15 protein-coding genes are annotated in these 19,457 nt (G+C 69.0%); 12 read left to right on the top strand and 3 right to left on the bottom strand.

The features are described 5' to 3' along the window. The first annotated feature begins 4 nt into the window (after positions 1 to 4). The 8 genes from WH85_RS09135 to WH85_RS09100 all read left to right on the top strand — a co-directional run bounded on the left by WH85_RS09135 (position 5) and on the right by WH85_RS09100 (position 9,786). Positions 5 to 1,165 (top strand): hypothetical protein, encoded by a 1,161-nt coding sequence (locus tag WH85_RS09135; RefSeq protein ID WP_045741300.1) that lies wholly within the window; start codon positions 5 to 7, stop codon positions 1,163 to 1,165. A 219-nt stretch (positions 1,166 to 1,384) separates the two neighbouring features. Continuing rightward, entirely contained in the window at positions 1,385 to 2,536 is a 1,152-nt protein-coding gene (locus WH85_RS09130; protein WP_045741299.1) for a branched-chain amino acid ABC transporter substrate-binding protein, read from the top strand. A gap of 64 nt (positions 2,537 to 2,600) precedes the next feature. Beyond that, entirely contained in the window at positions 2,601 to 3,584 is a 984-nt protein-coding gene (locus tag WH85_RS09125; RefSeq protein WP_045741298.1) for a branched-chain amino acid ABC transporter permease, read from the top strand. Beyond that, complete coding sequence (locus tag WH85_RS09120; protein WP_045741297.1) at positions 3,581 to 4,738, top strand: branched-chain amino acid ABC transporter permease; 1,158 nt, start codon at positions 3,581 to 3,583, stop codon at positions 4,736 to 4,738. Before WH85_RS09125 ends, WH85_RS09120 begins: the two co-directional genes overlap by 4 nt. Further along, entirely contained in the window at positions 4,731 to 5,669 is a 939-nt protein-coding gene (locus WH85_RS09115) for an ABC transporter ATP-binding protein (protein ID WP_157410905.1), read from the top strand. Before WH85_RS09120 ends, WH85_RS09115 begins: the two co-directional genes overlap by 8 nt. Next, the gene (locus WH85_RS09110; RefSeq protein WP_045741296.1) at positions 5,659 to 6,369 is read left to right on the top strand and encodes an ABC transporter ATP-binding protein; all 711 of its coding nucleotides are present in this window, start codon (positions 5,659 to 5,661) and stop codon (positions 6,367 to 6,369) included. The genes WH85_RS09115 and WH85_RS09110 overlap by 11 nt, the downstream gene beginning before the upstream one ends. An 81-nt stretch (positions 6,370 to 6,450) precedes the next feature. Then, entirely contained in the window at positions 6,451 to 9,144 is a 2,694-nt protein-coding gene (gene polA / locus WH85_RS09105) for a DNA polymerase I (RefSeq protein ID WP_045741295.1), read from the top strand. Positions 9,145 to 9,408: 264 nt separating this feature from the next. After that, a complete protein-coding gene (locus tag WH85_RS09100) occupies positions 9,409 to 9,786 on the top strand; it encodes an ArsR/SmtB family transcription factor (protein WP_045741294.1) in 378 nt (125 codons plus the stop codon). A gap of 80 nt (positions 9,787 to 9,866) precedes the next feature. Here WH85_RS09100 and WH85_RS09095 read toward each other — a convergent pair whose 3' ends face one another. Both WH85_RS09095 and WH85_RS09090 read right to left on the bottom strand, forming a co-directional pair. Continuing rightward, positions 9,867 to 10,046: a hypervirulence associated TUDOR domain-containing protein gene (locus tag WH85_RS09095; protein WP_425394622.1), complete on the bottom strand. Its 180-nt coding sequence runs from the start codon at positions 10,044 to 10,046 to the stop codon at positions 9,867 to 9,869. Positions 10,047 to 10,125: 79 nt separating this feature from the next. After that, positions 10,126 to 10,947, bottom strand: a complete 822-nt coding sequence (locus WH85_RS09090) for a class I SAM-dependent methyltransferase (protein ID WP_045741292.1) — start codon at positions 10,945 to 10,947, stop codon at positions 10,126 to 10,128. A gap of 322 nt (positions 10,948 to 11,269) precedes the next feature. On the opposite strand from WH85_RS09090, the gene rpsA reads away from it, so the two are divergent. The 4 genes from rpsA to WH85_RS46840 all read left to right on the top strand — a co-directional run bounded on the left by rpsA (position 11,270) and on the right by WH85_RS46840 (position 18,810). Then, the gene (gene rpsA / locus WH85_RS09085) at positions 11,270 to 12,781 is read left to right on the top strand and encodes a 30S ribosomal protein S1 (RefSeq protein ID WP_045741291.1); all 1,512 of its coding nucleotides are present in this window, start codon (positions 11,270 to 11,272) and stop codon (positions 12,779 to 12,781) included. Between the two features lie 160 nt (positions 12,782 to 12,941). Next, positions 12,942 to 14,123 carry a dephospho-CoA kinase gene (coaE, locus tag WH85_RS09080; protein ID WP_045741290.1) on the top strand — a complete coding sequence of 394 codons (1,182 nt, stop codon included), beginning with the start codon at positions 12,942 to 12,944 and terminating at the stop codon, positions 14,121 to 14,123. A gap of 35 nt (positions 14,124 to 14,158) precedes the next feature. Next, entirely contained in the window at positions 14,159 to 16,276 is a 2,118-nt protein-coding gene (gene uvrB / locus WH85_RS09075; protein WP_045741289.1) for an excinuclease ABC subunit UvrB, read from the top strand. Between the two features lie 1,301 nt (positions 16,277 to 17,577). Continuing rightward, on the top strand, positions 17,578 to 18,810 hold the full coding sequence (locus WH85_RS46840; RefSeq protein ID WP_052720269.1) for a GNAT family N-acetyltransferase: 1,233 nt from the start codon (positions 17,578 to 17,580) through the stop codon (positions 18,808 to 18,810). A gap of 87 nt (positions 18,811 to 18,897) precedes the next feature. Here the strand turns inward: WH85_RS46840 and WH85_RS09065 are convergent, their stop codons facing one another. Next, positions 18,898 to 19,218 carry an antibiotic biosynthesis monooxygenase family protein gene (locus WH85_RS09065; protein WP_045741288.1) on the bottom strand — a complete coding sequence of 107 codons (321 nt, stop codon included), beginning with the start codon at positions 19,216 to 19,218 and terminating at the stop codon, positions 18,898 to 18,900. Positions 19,219 to 19,457: the final 239 nt, after the last annotated feature.

Below are 19,457 nucleotides of genomic sequence, written 5' to 3'. Positions count from 1 at the left end.
CCCGATGACGCGGGCGGGCGTGGCGACTGCGGCAGCGCTGCTGCTGGTGATGTCCGCCTGCTCGCCGAGTTCCGTTCCGGAGCCGTCTCCCGTGTCTTTCGACTGGCGGGAGGCGGCTCTGTCGCTTCCGGACGGGGTGGCCGGCGTCCCGGTGGTACGGGACGCGGTGGAGTGCGGCGGTGAGTGGCTCGTGGTGGGTGCGGTCCGTGACAGCGACCGGGGCACCCGTCCGGCGGCGTGGCGGTCCCGTGGTGACGCGTCGGTGTGGGTGCCGGTACGAGTGGACGCGCAGAGTTACTACGGTCGGCAGAACGTGCTGTTCACGGCGGCGTGCCGGGACGGCCGGGTGGCCGTGCTGGGCGCCAAGCCGGGTGGGGCGCACGGCAATCCCCGGGTCAGTTCGTGGACGCTGTCCGGCGACGGGGTGCTGCGGGAGGTGTCGGCGCCGTTCGAGCTGTACGGCGGCCCGAACGCGGTGAACGTGTCGCGGGTGACGTCCGGGCCCGGGGGGTTCCTGCTCGCGGGGAACCGGGCGAGCGGCGCGGCGGTGTGGTCGTCGGCGGACGCGGCGGAGTTCGCGATCGCCGAGGGTGTGCCCGGTCTGGCGTCGGACGCGGCGGGCCTGACGTGGGCGGCGGATGCGGTGGCGGTGGAGGACGGCTGGCTCGTCGTCGGCGGCCTGCTGCCGGCCGGCCGCGTGGACCGGGACGCGGCGGGCTGGTCGTCGCGGGACGGCGGCGTCTGGCAGCGGGCCGGCACGGCCGGGGCGACCCCGGCGTACGAGGAGTTGCAGCGGGTGACCGTGCTCGGCGGCGTGCCGACGGCCCTGGGGATGAGCGGGCCGGCTTTCGGCGTGTGGCGGCTGGAGTCGGGGCAGTGGCGGCCGCTGGCGTCGTTCGGCGCGGTGAGCCCGTCGGCCTGGTCGGGTGTACGGGCGGTGACGGTGGCGGGTTCCCGGATGCTGGCCGCCACCGGTGACGGTACGCAGTTCGGCCTGTGGGTCTCGGACGACGGCGGAGCGCTCTGGCGCCCGGGTTCGTTGCCGCGTCCGGTTCCGGGAAAGGCCGGTAGTGAACTCTCCGTGACGGCCGGGCCCGGCATGATCGTGTTGATTGCCGACGATGGCGAAACCGGGCGTATTTTCATCTCCGTTACAACCTCGTGAAATGTTTTTTCGGGGCGACTGCCTGTTCGTGCAGTACTCGGTAACGGTTTGGTGTGGACGGGCCCAAGTTCTTACCCGTCGATGCCGAGCCCAGTACGCTGCGCCAACACGAGCAGTGCGCAGGTATCGCGGCACGGGCTGTCGGGGGGATGAAGATCTTGTGATCCCTGGTCGGTTTCGATGTACCGCTTCCTGCACCGGGATGAAAGGTCAGAAGCCTTGAGGCGTAATTATGTACGGGCCCTTGGTGCGGTCGGGCTCGCCGCCGCGTTGTTCGCGGCGGCCGGTTGTCAGGACGCTGGTAGCGGTGACGACACCGCCGCCAGCGAGGGCTGTGGCGGCAAGATCGCGATCTTCGGCGCGTTCAGCGGTGACAACGCCGGTCTGGTGCTGCCGTCGCTGAACGGTGCGAAGCTGGCCCTCAAGCAGCACAACGCGGCGAACGCCGACTGCCAGATCACCATGCAGGAGTTCGACACGCAGGGCGACCCCGCCCAGGCGACTCCGATCGCGAACCAGATCGCGGGTGACGCCTCGTTCCTCGGTGTCATCGGTGGCCACTTCTCCGGTGAGTCGGACGCGACGATGCCGGTCTACGAGGCCGCGGGTCTCGTCATGGTCAGCCCGTCGGCGACCCGCACCGACCTGACCTCGAAGGGCAACAAGTCCTTCTTCCGGGTGGTCGGCAACGACGGCACCCAGGCCGGCGCGGTCGCCACCTACCTGAAGTCGCAGAACGCCGCCAAGGTGTTCGTGATCGACGACGGCAGCGCGTACGGCGCGGGTATCACCGCGGACCTGGGGACGAACCTCGGTTCGACGATCGTGGGTACCGACAAGATCCAGGAGAAGCAGTCGCAGTTCGACGCCACCATCTCCAAGATCAAGACGGCCGGCGCCGACTTCGTGTTCTTCGGTGGCTACACCCGTGAGGCCGCTCCGCTGGTCCGCCAGATGCGCGCCGCCGGCGTGCAGGCCAAGTTCGTCGGCCCGGATGCCGTCTACGACCCGGCCTTCCCGGCCGGTGCGTCCGGTGGCGCCGAGGGCGCCATCATCACCTGCCCGTGCCTCCCGCCGGACAAGGCCGGCGGCACCTTCGACGCCGACTACAAGGCGGAGTACGGCCAGGCCGTCGGTTCCTACGGCGCGGAGGGCTTCGACTCCGCGCAGATCCTGATCGACGCGTTCAAGGCCGGCAAGAAGACCCGCGCCGACATCCTCGCGTTCGTCAAGGCGTACGACAAGCAGGGCGTTTCGAAGTACATCAAGTTCGCCGAGAACGGTGACGTCGACCCGAGCAAGGTCGTCATCTGGTCGTACCAGGTGAAGGGCACCGGGTTCGAGCCGCTGCAGGAGCTCAAGCTCAGCTGACGACGAGCGCTGGAATGCGGCCGGGGGCAACGCCCCCGGCCGCGTTCGATGCAAGGAGAACTCGGTGAATTTCGACGACCTCATCGGCCACATCGGCCAGCACACCGTCGACGGGCTGTCCAAAGGCGCGATCTATGCACTCATCGCGCTGGGGTACACGCTGGTCTACGGCGTCCTACGACTGATCAACTTTGCCCACTCCGAAGTGTTCATGGTCGGCACCTTCGCGGTGCTGGGCGTCTGGACCGCCCTCGGCGTGGAAAATAACCCGCCCATCGGCCAGGCCATCCTCTTCCTGCTGATCGGGTTCGTCGTCGCGGCGATAGCCTCCGGCGGCACGGCACTGGCGATCGAACGGATCGCCTACCGCCCGCTGCGGCGCAAGAACGCGCCGCCGCTGATCTTCCTCATCACCGCCATCGGCGTCTCGCTGATCCTGGTCGAGGTCTTCGGCCTGCTCCTGCCGGACCTGCTGGGCAAGGCGATCCCGTCGATGTTCGGGCGGGCGCGGCAGATCGTCGGCATGCCGACGATCATCCAGCAGGAGACGCTGTTCACGATCGGGAACACCCAGATCACCAACGTTCAGGTGATCGTGGTCGTCTCGGCGCTCGTCATGATGGCCCTCCTGGACTGGTTCATCAACAAGACGCGGTACGGCCGGGGTGTGCGCGCGGTCGCACAGAACCCGGAGACCGCCGCGCTGATGGGCGTGAACCAGGAGCGCGTGATCATGCTGATCTTCGTGCTCGGCGGCATCATGGCCGGCGCCGCCGCGCTGCTGTGGAGCATGCGGTTCGGCATCACCCAGAACAGCATCGGCTTCGTGCTCGGCCTCAAGGCCTTCACCGCGGCGGTGCTGGGTGGCATCGGTAACCTGCGGGGCGCGCTGCTGGGTGGCCTGGTCCTCGGCGTCGTCGAGGTCTACGGTGCGACGCTGTTCAGCTCCCAGTGGGAGGACGTCATCGCCTTCGTCATCCTGATCGTGATCCTGATGTTCCGTCCGACGGGTCTGCTGGGCGAGTCGCTGGGGAGGGCCCGCGCATGATCGACAAGCTGCGTGACGCGAACGCCCGCCGGGCCACCGCCATGGCGGGGTTCGGTGACCGGATGCGCGCCCTGCCGAAGTGGCAGCGGATGCTGGGCGTCGCCGCCCTGATCGCTTTCCTGTACTACCTGCCCCTGCTGGGCATCCCCGGACTGACCTGGCTGCGGACCGACTCGATCGAGGGCGGCAGCAACTGGGCCGGTGTGCTGTTCACCTGCGCCGTCTACGTGCTGGTCGCCATCGGCCTGAACGTGGTGATCGGTCTGGCCGGCCTGCTCGACCTCGGCTACATCGGGTTCTTCGCGATCGGTGCGTACAGCGTCGGTCTGTTCGGTTCGTTGAACTCGCCGGTGGTCAAGTGGTTCCAGCAGCAGTTCGACCTGCCGCCGACCTGGGCGGTCACCTGGGCGGTCTGCGCGATCCTGGCGCTGGTCCTGACGATGATCTCGGGTGTTCTGCTGGGATGGCCGACGCTGCGCCTGCGCGGCGACTACCTGGCCATCGTCACCATGGGCTTCGGCGAGATCATCCGGATCATCGCCCGGAACGCCGTGGGCGTCACCAACGGCCCGCAGGGTCTGTCGGCGATCCCCGGTCCGGAGGGCCCGCCGTCGGCCGACAACGAGGTCTTCGGTCTGATCGACGTCAAGCCGTGGTACTGGCTGGCGATCACGTTCGTCCTGGTCATGGTCTTCGCCGTGCGCCGGCTGGAGCACAGCCGGGTCGGCCGTGCCTGGCTGGCGGTCCGTGAGGACGAGGACGCCGCCGCGGTGATGGGTGTGTACCCGTTCAAGTTCAAGCTCTGGGCGTTCGCCATCGGCGCCGCTCTGGGCGGACTGTCGGGTCTGCTCTTCGCCAGCCGGTACGCGTTCATCGACCCGACCCAGTTCAACGTCAACCTCTCGATCCTCTTCGTCGCGATGGTCGTCGTCGGTGGCTCGGGCAACATGGTCGGCGTGTCACTCGGCGCGGTGCTGCTGGCGTACCTCCCGGAGCGTTTCCGGGAGATCGCCGACTACCGCTGGCTGGCGTTCGGTCTGGCGATGGTGCTGGTGATGATCCTGCGCCCGCAGGGCCTGGTCCCGAGCCGGCGCCGGACCCGCGAGCTGAGGGACCGCGCGGCGGAGGTCAAGGAGGCGCCCGCTCATGTCTGACGAGACCACCACCGTGGCGGCGCCGGAGACGGCGGAACAGCCCGGCCCCCGCAAGAAGCTTCTCGAGGTCGACAACGTCACGCTGCGCTTCGGCGGCGTGGTCGCGCTCGACGGGATCAGCTTCGACATCCACGAGGGCGAGATCCTCGGTCTGATCGGCCCGAACGGTGCCGGCAAGACGACCACGTTCAACGTGATGACGGGCGTCTACAAGCCCACGTCGGGCGCGGTCCGGTTCCGCGGCGACCAGGTGACCGGCCGCAAGCCGCACCAGATCAGCCAGATGGGAATCTCCCGGACCTTCCAGAACATCCGTCTCTTCCCGGAGATGAGTGCTCTGGAGAACGTGATGATCGGCACCGACTCCCGGCACAAGACCAGTGTGCCGGGCGCGCTGTTCCGCCTCTACCGGGTCCGTCCCAAGGAGGAGGAGCTGCCGCAGGTCACCGCCGAGAGCGGGATCGTGCGGACGTGGCAGCAGGTGCGGCGTACCTTCGCCAAGACCTTCGGGCTGTCGCGGCACATCCTGGAGGAGCGGGCGGCCGAGGACAAGGCGCTGGAGCTGCTGCACTTCGTCGGCATCGCGGACCGGGCCAACGACGCGGCCCGCAACCTGCCGTACGGCTATCAGCGCCGCCTGGAGATCGCCCGGGCGCTCGGCACCGAGCCGAAGCTGATCTGTCTGGACGAGCCGGCGGCCGGCTTCAACCCGGCGGAGAAGGAAGAGCTCCTCGAACTGATCCGCAAGATCCGTGACATGGGCGTCACCGTTCTGCTGATCGAGCACGACATGCGACTGGTCATGGGTGTCACCGACCGGATCGTCGTGCTGGAGTTCGGGCGAAAGATCGCCGACGGGGCGCCGGCCGAGGTCAGCCGGAACCCGAAGGTCGTCGCCGCGTACCTGGGGGAGCCCACCGATGCTGCTTGAGCTGGACAACGTCACCGTGTCGTACGGCCGGATCGAGGCCCTGCACGGCATCAGCCTCACCGTCGAGGAGGGCGAGGTGGTGGCCCTGATCGGTGCGAACGGCGCCGGCAAGACCACCACCATGCGGGCCATCTCCGGAACGCGCGGGCTCTCCAGTGGCAAGATCACCTTCAACGGCGAGGACATCAGCAAGCTCCGGGCCGACCTGCGGGTGGTCCGGGGCCTGTGCCAGTCGCCCGAGGGCCGGCAGATCTTCCCCGGCATGACGGTCCTGGAGAACCTGGACATGGGTGCCTACACCCGCCGGGACTCCGCCGGGATCGCCGCCGACCTGGAGAAGGTGCTGGAGATGTTCCCGCGCCTGCGGGAGCGCCGTAAGCAGGCGGGCGGCACGCTCTCCGGCGGCGAGCAGCAGATGCTGGCCGTCGGCCGGGCGCTGATGAGCCGTCCGAAGCTGCTGCTGCTGGACGAGCCGTCGATGGGCCTCGCACCCATGATCATCCAGCAGATCTTCGACATCATCACGGAGATCAACCAGCAGGGCACCACGATCCTGCTGGTGGAGCAGAACGCGCAGCAGGCGCTCTCCCGGGCACACCGTGGTTACGTGCTGGAGACCGGCCGGATCGTCAAGGAGGGGTCCGGGCAGGACCTGCTCCACGACCCGGCGGTCAAGGAGGCGTACCTCGGCGTCGCCTGACCCGAGCCGGCTACGGGACGGTCACCCTTCACGGGTGGCCGTCCCGTAACTTGTCGGGCCCTGCGGATAGAGTCCCTACCCGTGAGCAACGACAAGTCGCGCCTTCTCCTGCTGGACGGTCATTCGCTGGCCTACCGGGCCTACTTCGCCCTGCCGGTGGAAAATTTCAGCACCGCCACCGGCCAGGCGACGAACGCGGTGTTCGGCTTCACGTCGATGCTCATCAACATGCTGCGCGACGAGAAGCCGACACACATCGTCGTGAGCTTCGATCTCTCCCGCAAGTCGTTCCGCACCGAGAAATACGCGGAATACAAGGCCGGCCGGTCCGAGACCCCGGCGCCGTTCCAGGGTCAGGTCAGCCTGATCAAGGAGGTGCTCGAGGCGCTCCGGATCCCGGTGGTGGAGAAGGAGAACTACGAGGCCGACGACGTCATCGCCACCCTCGCCACCCAGGGGCGGGACGCCGGCATGGAGGTGGTGATCTCCAGTGGCGACCGCGACGCGTTCCAGCTCTCCTCCGAGCACGTCACCATCCTCTACCCGGTGCGCGGCGTCTCCGAGGTCTGGCGGATGACCCCCGAGGCCATCGAGGCGAAATACTTCGTACCCCCGTCGCTCTACCGCGACAAGGCCGCCCTGGTCGGCGAGGCCAGCGACAACCTGATCGGGGTGCCCGGCGTCGGCGACAAGACCGCCGCCAAGTGGATCAAGGAGTACGGCAGCCTCGACGGCATCGTGGCGAACGTCGACAAGATCAAGGGCAAGGCCGGCGAGAACGTGCGCGCCCACCTGGCCGACGTGCTGCGCAACTACGACCTCAACGGCCTGGTCTGCGACCTCGACCTGCCGCTGCGCCCGGAGGACGCCCGCTGGCAGGGCTGGGACCGCGAGGCCGTGCACCAGGTCTTCGACGCCCTCGAGTTCCGGGTGCTGCGCGAACGCCTCTACTCCTACCTCGACGCCGTCGAGCCCGAGGCCGAGGCCGGCTTCGACATCGACGGTCACGTCCTCGGCGCGGGTCAGGTGGCCGGCTGGCTGCGCGACCACGCCGGCACCGCACCGGTCGGCATCGCCGTCACCGGCACGTTCGGCCGGGGCACCGGTCAGCTCACCGGCATCGCCGTCGCCACCGCCGACGGCCCGGCCGCCTGGTTCGACCCAGCCGGTCTCGACGAGGACGACGAACGCGCCGTCGCGGCCTGGCTCGCCGAGCCGTCGCGCCCCAAGGTGATCCACGACGCCAAGCCCGCGCTGCTGGCCTTCCGCGCGCACGGCTGGCAGCTCGCCGGCGTCGGCACCGACACCGCCCTCGCGGCCTACCTCGCCAAACCCGACCAGCGGGCATACGCCCTCGACGACCTGGCCCTGCGCTACCTCAAGCGCGAACTGCGCGTCGAGGAGCCGGAGAACGGCCAGCTCACCCTCGACTTCGCCGCGGTCGACGCCGACGACCACTCCGCCGAGCAGGGCGTGATGCTGCGCGCCCGGGCCACCCTCGACCTGGCCGCGGTGCTCATCGCCGAGCTGTCCGCCGACGGCGGCGAGTCGGCCGGCATCCTCGCCGACGTGGAGCAGCCGCTGTCGGTCGTGCTCGCCGAGATGGAGCAGCGCGGCATCGCCGCCGACACCGACTACCTCTCCGAGCTGGAGTCGCACTTCGCCGCCGAGGTCAAGTCCGCCCAGCTGGCCGCCCACGAGGTGGTCGGCCGCGAGTTCAACCTGGGCTCCCCCAAGCAGCTCCAGGAGATCCTCTTCGTCGAGCGCAACCTGCCCAAGACCAAGAAGATCAAGTCCGGCTACACGACCGACGCCGACGCCCTGCAGAGCCTGTTCGCCCAGACCGCCGACCCGGTCCTGGCACACCTGCTGCGGCACCGCGACGTCGCCAAGCTGAAATCCACGGTGGACGGGCTGCTCAAGTCGGTCTCCGACGACGGCCGCATCCACACCACCTTCAACCAGACCGTCGCCGCGACCGGCCGGCTCTCCTCCACCGACCCGAACCTGCAGAACATCCCGATCCGCACCGCGGAGGGCCGGCGCATCCGTCGGGCCTTCGTCGTCGGGGCCGGCTTCGACGAGCTGATGACCGCCGACTACAGCCAGATCGAGATGCGCATCATGGCGCACCTGTCCGGCGACGACGCGCTGATCGCCGCCTTCAACTCGGGCGCCGACTTCCACGCCGCCACCGCGTCCTCGGTCTTCCACGTGGCTCTCGACGAGGTCACCCCCGACCAGCGTCGCAAGATCAAGGCGATGAACTACGGTCTTGCGTACGGTCTGAGCGCCTTCGGCCTCTCCAACCAGCTGACCATCTCCACCGACGAGGCCAAGGGCCTCATGACGGAGTACTTCGACCGGTTCGGTGGCGTCCGCGACTACCTGCAGGCCGTCGTCGCCCAGGCCACCAAGGACGGCTACACCGCCACCATCCTCGGCCGGCGCCGCTACCTGCCCGACCTGAGCAGCGACAACCGTCAGCGCCGCGAGATGGCCGAACGGATGGCCCTGAACGCCCCGATCCAGGGCTCCGCCGCCGACATCATCAAGCTGGCGATGCTGCACGTCGACGAGGCGCTCAAGGACTCCGGCCTCGGCTCGCGGATGCTCCTGCAGGTGCACGACGAGCTGGTCTTCGAGGTCGCCCCGGGCGAGCTCGCGGCCCTCGAGGAACTGGTGCGCCGGGAGATGGGTGCCGCCTACCCGCTGTCGGTCCCGTTGGAGGTCTCCGTCGGCAGAGGCCGCGACTGGAACGGCGCCGACCACTGACCACCGCTCGCCTCCGACCGCCGGTCGCGGTCTTCCGGTCCTGATCGGTGGTCGCGGCCTTCCGGCCCTGATCGGTGGTCGCGGCCATCGGGTCCTGATCGGTGGTCGGCCGATCGGGCTGTAGCCGGTTCGGGCCGGCGGAGGGGTGCCCGGGACCTTCGGGGCTGCGCAACGGCGCTCTGGGGTGCCCTGGACGGGATGGATCGTGCCCGTTCGGGTGGTTCAGGGGCCGCGGGGAGCGCGATGATCTGCCACCCTGGTTCGATGCCCAGCCGGTCCCTGGCGGTGGAGACCGCCTCGCCGCTCCCGGCAGCGACGCCGGGGAAGCCGGTCGCGTCGCTGCTGCACGGTTCGTTGGATGCCACCCGGGCGGGTGAACTGGCCGGCGTCTTCAAGGCACTCGGCGACCCGGTCCGTCTGCGGCTGCTGTCGATGATCGCCTCCGCGGAGGGCGGGGAGGCGTGCGTCTGCGATCTGGGCGCGGTGTTCTCGCTGACCGGCCCGACGATCTCCCACCATCTGCGGATTCTGCGGGAGGCCGGCCTGGTGGACGCTTCCCGCCGGGGCACCTGGGTCTACTACCGGCTCGTTCCGGGTGCCCTCACCGCGCTGGCCGGGCTGCTGGATCCGCCCGCTGTGTGAGTGGGTCGTGTCCCCGGCTCGCGGGGCTGACGGTCACCGCTTTGCGGAACCCGGTCCGCACCTCGGGGCCGATCGTCCGGTCAGCGACGGCGCAGCGATGCGGGTTTGTGCACCGCGTCGCGGCCGGTCCTGTCGCTGCGCACCCGGTACTGCGGTTCGTCCGGTGAGGCCGCCACGGTCCGCCCGGCGGCCTCGGTCCGCTTGGTGATCTTCTGTTCGACGGTGCCGTGCACGGTCTCGCCATGACTGCGCCAGCTCACCTTGTCACCCTTTTTCGGGCTTTCACCAGCTTTTCCCATGTCCGACCGGATACCCCGGCCCGACGAGCGGAAACGGTGACTACTCGTGAGAACCGGGCAGATCGCAGACGAAGATCGCCGTGCCGGGGAAGAGCCGTCCGCGCAGCGGGCTCCACTGGCCCCACACGCCGTCGTGATCCGCCGGCCACTCCGGCTCGATCAGGTCGCGCACCACGAATCCGGCCGCCACCAGTTCCCGGATCCGGTCGCCGAGGGTCCGGTGCTGTTCGAGATAGTTGACCGTTCCGTCGTCGTCGCGCTCGACGTACGGCGTCCGGTCGAAATACGAGTTCCGCACCACGAGCCCGCTCTCGTCGGGCTCGTCCCAGAACGCCCACCGCATCGGGTGCGTCACCGAGAACACCCAGCTCCCGCCCGACCGGAGGACCCGGGCGACCTCCCGCATCGCGGCGGCCGAGTCGGTCACGAACGGGATCGCGCCGAACGCCGTGCAGACGATGTCGAACGCGCCGTCACGGAACGGCAGGGCCATGGCGTCGGCTTGGATCAGCGGAACGCGTACCCCGGACCGGGAAGCGGCCTCGGACGCATGCCGCAGCATGCCCGCGGAGAGATCCATGGCGACCGGCAGGGCACCCTCCCGGCGCAGCCACCGGCTCGCTGCCGCGGCTCCGGCACCGAGTTCCAAGATCTTCTTGTCGTGTACGGGACCGAGCAGCCGCGCGTCAGCCTCCCGCAGACGCTCCGGGCACCACACGAAGTCGACGTCACCGAGGAACTTGCCGTGCTCGTCCTGATAGTCGTCGGCGTCGAGGTCCCACCACGAGCGGTTGGCCCGGCGCGCCTCGGTCTCAGTCACGTTACGACCCGGCGGGGCTGCCGCGGTGGGGATCTCAGTCACCCGGCAACGGTACGACAGGCGCGTCGCCTGTCCTTATTCGGGCTAAATCGGGCATGATGGCGGGTTCGGAGCTAACAATGTGCCGCGCTCCTCAGGAGGGCTTGCAACCTGTGGTAATGCGCACGGTAAGCTAGTCGATGCGCTCGCGGATCGTGTGCCTCGGCAGGGAGCAGGCTCCGCGGTCGCCGGTCTCGGCATGATCGATGGCATTGATCAGACTGCTCAAGGGTGGTCGTTCTCGTTCGTCTCGTGTCGCTTCCGGTGGCAGTTCCGCAGAGCGCGAGAGACACCACGACACCATCCGTTCGGAGCAACAGTCCACATGACGAGCAGCATCGAGGCCACCTCGAGCGCCAACAGGGTCACCGTCGACGATCTCGGCTCGGAGGAAGCATTCCTCGCGGCCATCGACGAGACCATCAAGTACTTCAATGACGGCGACATCGTCGAAGGCACCGTCGTCAAGGTCGACCGGGACGAGGTCCTGCTCGACATCGGCTACAAGACCGAGGGCGTCATCCCCTCGCGCGAGTTGTCGATCAAGCATGACGTGGACCCCGCGGAAGTGGTGTCGGTCGGTGACCACATCGAAGCCCTCGTCCTCACCAAGGAGGACAAGGAAGGCCGTCTGATCCTCTCGAAGAAGCGCGCTCAGTACGAGCGGGCTTGGGGCACCATCGAGAAGATCAAGGAAGACGACGGCGTCGTCCGCGGTTCGGTCATCGAGGTCGTCAAGGGTGGCCTCATCCTCGACATCGGCCTCCGCGGCTTCCTCCCGGCCTCGCTGGTCGAGATGCGGCGCGTCCGTGACCTGCAGCCGTATGTCGGCCGCGAGCTCGAGGCGAAGATCATCGAGCTGGACAAGAACCGCAACAACGTGGTTCTGTCCCGCCGCGCCTGGCTCGAGCAGACGCAGTCCGAGGTTCGCACCGAGTTCCTCAACAAGCTGCAGAAGGGCCAGGTCCGCAAGGGCGTCGTGTCCTCCATCGTCAACTTCGGCGCCTTCGTGGACCTGGGCGGCGTGGACGGCCTGGTGCACGTCTCCGAGCTCTCCTGGAAGCACATCGACCACCCGTCCGAGGTCGTCGAGGTGGGCCAGGAGGTCGAGGTCGAGGTTCTCGACGTCGACCTGGACCGCGAGCGCGTCTCCCTGTCGCTGAAGGCGACCCAGGAAGACCCGTGGCGCCAGTTCGCCCGGACCCACGCGATCAACCAGATCGTCCCGGGTAAGGTCACCAAGCTCGTTCCGTTCGGTGCGTTCGTCCGCGTCGACGACGGCATCGAGGGCCTGGTGCACATCTCCGAGCTGGCCGAGCGTCACGTCGAGCTGCCGGAGCAGGTCGTCCAGGTCGGCTCCGACGTCCTCGTCAAGGTCATCGACATCGACCTCGAGCGTCGCCGGATCTCGCTGTCCCTCAAGCAGGCCAACGAGAACTTCGTGGAGGGCGAGGAGCACTTCGACCCCACCCTCTACGGCATGGCCGCCACGTACGACAACGAGGGCAACTACATCTACCCGGAGGGCTTCGACCCGGAGACGGGCGAGTGGCTCGAGGGCTTCGACAAGCAGCGCGAGACGTGGGAGAAGCAGTACGCCGACGCCCGCGAGCGCTGGGAGGCCCACACCAAGCAGGTGCAGGCGTCCCGCGAGGCCGACGCCGAGGCTGCCCTCAACCCGGTCCCGGTCGGCGGCGTGACGTCCTCGTCGTCGTCGTCTTCCTCCTCCTCGAGCTCGTCGACCCCGTCGCGCTCCACCGAGGAGCCCGCGGGCACCCTGGCCACCGACGAGGCTCTCGCCGCTCTGCGCGAGAAGCTTGCCGGCGGCAAGGGCTGACATCACGACGGCTGAGTCCTGACTCGGCCGCGCCGGCGACAGTCGGCAGGTAATACCCGGAAAGGTCGTCCCGGCATCACGCCGGGGCGGCCTTTCGCCTTTCCTGAAGACGGACGATCCGCCGGACGCGGCCGATGGCCGGCACCGGGATACTGGGCGCATGCTGATGGTCGGGCTCACGGGTGGAATCGGTGCGGGCAAGAGTGCGGTGGCGTCCCGGCTCGCCGAGCGCGGCGCGGTGATCGTCGATGCCGACGTGCTGGCCCGGGAGGTGGTGCGGCCGGGCACCGACGGTCTCGCCGAGATCGTGGCGGCGTTCGGGTCGGGCGTGCTCACCCCCGAGGGTGATCTCGACCGGCCGGCGCTCGGGGCGAAGGTGTTCGGCGACGAGGCGGCCCGGCGGCGCCTGGAACAGATCATTCATCCCCGGGTACGCGCACGGACTGCCGCGTTGACCCACCAGGCACCCTCCGACGCGATCGTGGTCAACGACGTTCCGCTCCTGGTCGAGACGGGGCTCTCCGCCACGTACCATCTGGTGATCGTGGTCGATGCGGACCGTGAGGTGCGCGCCCGGCGGCTGACGCAGATGCGCGGCATGTCGGCGGCGGACGCCGCGGCCCGGATCGGCGCGCAGATCGACGACGAGAGCCGCCGTGCCGCCGGTGACGTGGTCCTGGCCAACGACGGTGATCTCGACCAGTTGCACGCCCGGATCGACGAGCTGTGGCGCGACCGGCTCGTCCCCTTCGAACGTAATGTGCGACTCGGCCGTGCTGTCGCGAAAGGCCCGGAGACCCGGATGACGGCGGCCGACCCGGACTGGCCGTGTGCCGCCGCCCGGCTGATCGCCCGGATCGAGCACGGCCTCGGTCCCGGCGTGACCGCTCACCACATCGGCTCGACCTCGGTGCCCGGCCTGCCCGCCAAGGACATCATCGATCTCATGCTGAGCGTGCGGACCCTCGCCGAGGCGGACGCGTTCGCCGATCGCCTCGGTGAGCTGGGCTTCCCGCGGTGGCCGGGGGAGTGGACCGACAACGCCCGCGGCCTGCCGGGGCACCGTTGGCCGAAACGACTGCACGGGTGCGCCGACCCGGGGTATCGGGTGAACCTGCACATACGGGTCGCCGGCTCACCGGGCTGGCGGTTCGCGCTGCTGATGCGCGACCACCTGCGCGCGGTGCCGGAGGCGCGGGACGCCTACGCCACGGCCAAGGCGGACCTCGCGGTGCGCTTCCCGGACCGGGCCGGATACCGCGCCGCGAAGGAGCCGTGGTTCGACGAGGAGGCCCGGGCGGCCGACGACTGGGCGTTGTCCACCGGATGGCAGCCCGCCTGACCCAAGATGTCGTACCCCCGACGTACGGTGGTGGCATGGCGCTCGACATCCCACGACTCGACGGCCGGTTCGAGGTCGTCAGCGACTATCAGCCCGCCGGTGACCAGCCCGCAGCCATCGACGACCTCGAGCGGCGGGTGCGTCGCGGCGACCGGCACACGGTGCTGCTCGGCGCCACCGGCACCGGCAAGAGCGCCACCACGGCCTGGCTGATCGAGCGTCTGCAGCGGCCGGCTCTCGTCCTGGCGCCCAACAAGACGCTCTGCGCCCAGCTCGCCAAGGAGTTCCGCGAGCTGCTGCCCAACAACGCCGTCGAATACTTCGTCAGCTACTACGACTACTACCAGCCTGAGGCGTACATCGCCCAGACCGACACCTACATCGAGAAGGACTCGTCGGTCAACGAGGAGGTCGAGCGGCTGCGCCACTCGGCCACCATGTCGCTGCTCACCCGGCGCGACACGATCGTGGTCGCCACCGTCTCGGCGATCTACGGTCTGGGCACCCCGCAGGAATACGTCGAACGTGCCGCCCGGCTCAAGGTCGGCGACGAGATCGACCGCGACAAGCTGCTGCGCCGCCTGGTCGACATCCAGTACACCCGTAACGACGTGGCCTTCCAACGCGGCACCTTCCGGGTCCGCGGCGACACCCTGGAGATCATCCCGGCCTACGAGGAGCTGGCCGTCCGGGTCGAACTCTTCGGCGACGAGGTGGAGAAGCTCTACTACCTGCACCCGCTGACCGGCGACGTGGTCCGCGAGGTCGACGAGCTGATCATCTTCCCGGCGTCGCACTACATCGCCGGCCCGGAGCGGATGGAACGGGCTATCAGCGACATCGAGGCCGAGCTGGAGGAACGCCTCACCGAACTGGACCGGCAGGGCAAGCTGCTCGAGGCTCAGCGCCTGCGGATGCGCACCACCTACGACCTCGAGATGATGCGCCAGGTCGGCTTCTGCAACGGCATCGAGAACTACTCGATGCACATGGACGGCCGGCAGCCGGGCGACCCGGCGTTCACGCTGCTCGACTACTTCCCCGACGACTTCGTGACGGTGATCGACGAGTCGCACGTGACGATCCCGCAGATCGGCGGGATGTATGAGGGGGACGCGTCGCGCAAACGGATCCTCATCGAGCACGGGTTCCGGCTGCCCAGCGCCGCCGACAACCGCCCGTTGCGCTTCGACGAGTTCCTCGACCGGGTCGGCCAGATGGTCTTCCTCTCCGCGACCCCGGGCAACTGGGAGATGGAGCAGGCCCAGGGGGAGTTCGTCGAACAGGTCATCCGCCCCACCGGCCTGGTCGACCCGGAGGTCGTGGTCAAACCGACCAAGGGCCAGATCGACGACCTGATGCACGAGATCAAGCTCCGCACCGAGCGCGACGAGCGGGTCCTGGTCACCACGCTGACCAAGAAGATGGCCGAGGACCTCACCGACTATCTCCTGGAGAACGGCATCCGGGTGCGTTACCTGCACTCCGAGGTGGACACACTGCGCCGCGTCGAGCTGCTCAAGGAGTTGCGCAAGGGCGACTACGACGTGCTTGTCGGCATCAACCTGCTCCGGGAGGGCCTCGACCTGCCCGAGGTGTCGCTGGTGGCGATCCTCGACGCCGACAAGGAGGGCTTCCTGCGCAGCGGCCGCTCGCTGATCCAGACCATCGGCCGCGCCGCCCGCAACGTCTCCGGCCAGGTCCACATGTATGCCGACAAGATCACGCCGTCGATGCGCAACGCGATCGAGGAGACCGACCGCCGGCGCGACAAGCAGATCGCGCACAACGAGGCGAACGGCATCAAACCCCAGGCCCTCCGCAAGAAGATCCACGACATCCTCGACGACATCTACCGCGAGGCGGAGGACACCGACGACGCCGTGGCGGGCCCGATGGTCGGCGGCGCCGGCCGGCAGATGTCGCGCGGCAAGGCGCCTGTCCCGGAGACCCGCTCGAAGGCCAAGGCCGGCTCGGGGACGGCGCGTCCGGGCATGGCCCGCACCGAGCTGGCCCAGCTCATCCAAGACCTCAACGATCAGATGCTGGGCGCCGCACGCGAGCTGCAGTTCGAGTTGGCGGCCCGGATCCGTGACGAGATCTCCGAGCTGAAGAAAGAGTTGCGCGGCATGGACATGGCCGGCGTGAAGTAACGACGTCACGGCCCTGGCGGGGCGGTCCGGCCTGGCCCAGGCGTTCGGTTCGGTCGGCTCGGTCCGGCGTGGTTCGGCTCGGTCCGGGCGGGGGTTCGGGTCGGGCGGCCAGGTCCGGCGTGGTCCGTGTGGACATTCGGCTCGGGTGCTCGGGTGCTTGGGTGCTTGGGTGCTTGGGTGCTTGGGTGCTTGGGTGGCGTGGTTCGGATTCGGCCGGTCGGCGTTCGGTGCGGACGGGGTGTGGTTCGGTTCGGTCCCGGTGAGGCGTGCGGCTCAGGCGGCGCGGCTCGCCGGGCTATTTCCGTGTTGCCCGGCTTTTTCTTACTGTGTCCGGCCGTCGTCTGTGGTGCTTGTCCGAGGGCAGGGGGTGGCCTGCCGTCGTCTGCGGTGCTCGGCCGAGGGAAGAGGGTGGCCCGATGCCACTCGGCTTAAGTTGATCATGAATGTGACCGGCGACTCTGCTGCGGCTGCGATCACGTCTGCCGTGCGCCGTCTCCGGTCGCCTCGTGCGTAGGCACCGTTCAGCCACTCGCAGCCTCCCCGGACCCGCCGCCAAGATCGGAATAGGGCGCGTGGCGTTCCGGCTACCCCTGGCCGTCGGCCCCGGTCCACCCGAGAGCCGAAAACAACCGCGGACGACGGCTGGGTGACTCCGAGCCGTCGCTGATGGCTGATTCCCGCCTCTCGAAGAGCCGTGGTTGACGGCTTGACTGGTTCGGCCGTCGGTCATGGTTCGTTTGCGAGTCGAAAGCAACCGTGGTCGACGGCTGGGTGACCCCGAGCCGTCGCCCACGGCTGATTCCCACCTCCCGAACAGCCGTGGCTGACGGCTTGACCGGTTCGGCCGTCGGCCATGGTTCGTACGCGAGTCGACAACGGCCGTGGGCGACGGCCGGCGGTTGCGTGATGCCACTCAGCTTACGTTGATCTTGGAGGTGGCCCCGCGCCGCGACGGATAGCTGAGCTGCGCCGACGTGACTGCCGCTGTCAACGGCCGACGAGTCGCCGCGGCGAAGGGGATCGCATGATCACTGGCGACGGCTTTGATCAACTTAAGTTGAGCGGCGTGGGAGGGTGGCCCGCTGTCGCTCTGTGCCGCGAAGTCGATGCCGTTGCCGATCCCGTCTCACAGCGTCAGGTGTCGGGTGCCGGAGCGATCGGGAGGCGGCAGGGCCTGCCACCTGAGGCTGCGGGGGCGGCAGGGCCGGGAGGCGGCAGGGCCTGGCACCCGAGGCTGCGGGAGGCAGTTGGGCGGGCGGAGTTCGGAGGCTGCGAACGGCCGGAATGGCTAGGCTCGCGCCATGACGACTGTCCCTGCGGCGGCTGCCCAAATCGACGCTGCCCGGATCGACGTCGGCCCGATCGACGCTGCCCGGATCGACGCCGGCTCGATCGGCGCTGGCCCGATCGGCGCTGGCCCGATCGGCGCTGGCCCGATCGACGTCGGCCCGATCGACGCTGGCCCGATCGACGCCGGCTCGATCGGCGCCTGCTCGATCGAGGCCGGCCCGCTGGACGAGGAAGAGCTGACCGGCCTGGTCCGGCGTTGCCTGGCAGTTGACGGCGGTCTGCCGCTCGCGGTGGAACCCGGCTTCCTCCGCAGTCGCTGGGCCGCTCCGGGGTCGGTGGCATTCGCGGTTCGGCCGTCGACCGGTGACGGCAGGCTGCTCGCGGCGCTTGCGGTGCGCCCGGTGGACGACGGTGTGGCGATCATCGGACTGGTCGACCCGGACGCCCGTGGTCGCGGCATCGGCAGCCGTCTGCTGGACCACGGTCTGGCCGCCGCCGGTCTGCTGCAGTCCGGCGCTACCGCCGCCGAAGCCCGACACGGCGCGAGACAGGTGGGACATCCCGGCCCGCCGTCCGCCGATGCGGGGAGAACAGCAGGAGAGGCCACAGGGGCGTCTGCGAGACCTCCCGCGGTACCGGCGACGGCTGTTGTCCGGGTGGAGAGTGAGGGGCTCACGGCGGGAGCGGCGGAACTGTTCGCCTCCCGCGGGTTCCGGCAGAGTTTCGCCGAAGACGTGATGCGGATGGACCTCGCCGATCGGGCCATCATGCCACCGGACTGGCCGGCGGGGACGACGACGGCCGTGTGGAGCGGGGAGACCGCGGAACGATTCCATGCCGTCTACACCGCGGCGTTCCGGGACAGGCCCGGCTTTCCGGGGACGCCGGCCGCCGAGTGGATCGCCGACACGGAGGACGACGACGACTTCCGGCCGGAGTTCTCACTGCTCGCGATGCTGCCTGAGGAGAGCCGCGACGACGGTGGCGATATCAACAGCGTCGACCGTAGCCGGGACGCGGGATTCGTGACGGCGGGAGTCGGCTGGATCGTACAGATCGGTGTGAGGCCGGAAGCGCGCCGCCGAGGTCTCGCCTCCGCCCTGATGCGGGAGTCGCTGCACCGGATGGCCGCTGCGGGCATCGCGCACGCCTGGCTGTGCGTCAACGTCGACAACCCGGCCGCATCGGTGTACCGGCGGCTCGGCTTCGTGGACAGGGGTCGCCGTGCCCGGTTTCTGCGATGACCCCCGAGGAGCGCGCGAGGCGAGCGAGGGCGTTAGGAGAAAGCGAGCGCGCGAGGCGAGCGAGGGCGTTAGGAGAAAGCGAGGGCGTTAGGAGAAATCGTGCTCCGGATCCAACCGGGTCGGGAAGTCGCCGAACAGTTCGGTCGTCGGCGGCTGTTTGAGCGCCCCGCCGATCAGCGCCCGCCACTGCGCGAACCGTTCGGTCCGCCGGAAGTTCCGTTCGTGCGCTTCCACGCTGTCCCATTCCGCGAGAAGCGTGAACCGGTACGAAACATCCACCGACCGTCTCAGTCGCACCGCTCGACATCCGGGTGCTCCTGCGATCATCGGCCGCGCACGCTGGTAGGCGTTGACGAAATCATCCTCGCGGCCAGGGAGAACGTCGATCAGCGTGACTTCGAGCACCATGCCCGCAAGCGTCCCATACGTACCCGGAAGTCGCCGTACTAGGATGCTCGACCCCCTGTGTCGGTGTTCTGACCAGCACATATTTATGCAATACCGGGTTAACCTGGCGTGGTGGCAGTCGGCTGGAGGAGGCGGCGCATGGGTGAACCGGCGGTGGACGCGGAGAAACCGACTGCGATGAGTGGTTTGACCGCGAGGTCCGCCACACCCGGGCTCCCGATGTGTTGCCCGGCGGTCGA

This window comes from Actinoplanes rectilineatus (assembly GCF_000962825.1).
Lineage (GTDB): Bacteria > Actinomycetota > Actinomycetes > Mycobacteriales > Micromonosporaceae > Actinoplanes > Actinoplanes rectilineatus.
Note: the sequence above shows the minus strand (reverse complement) of the source record. Positions and strands in the feature narration are given on the sequence as shown.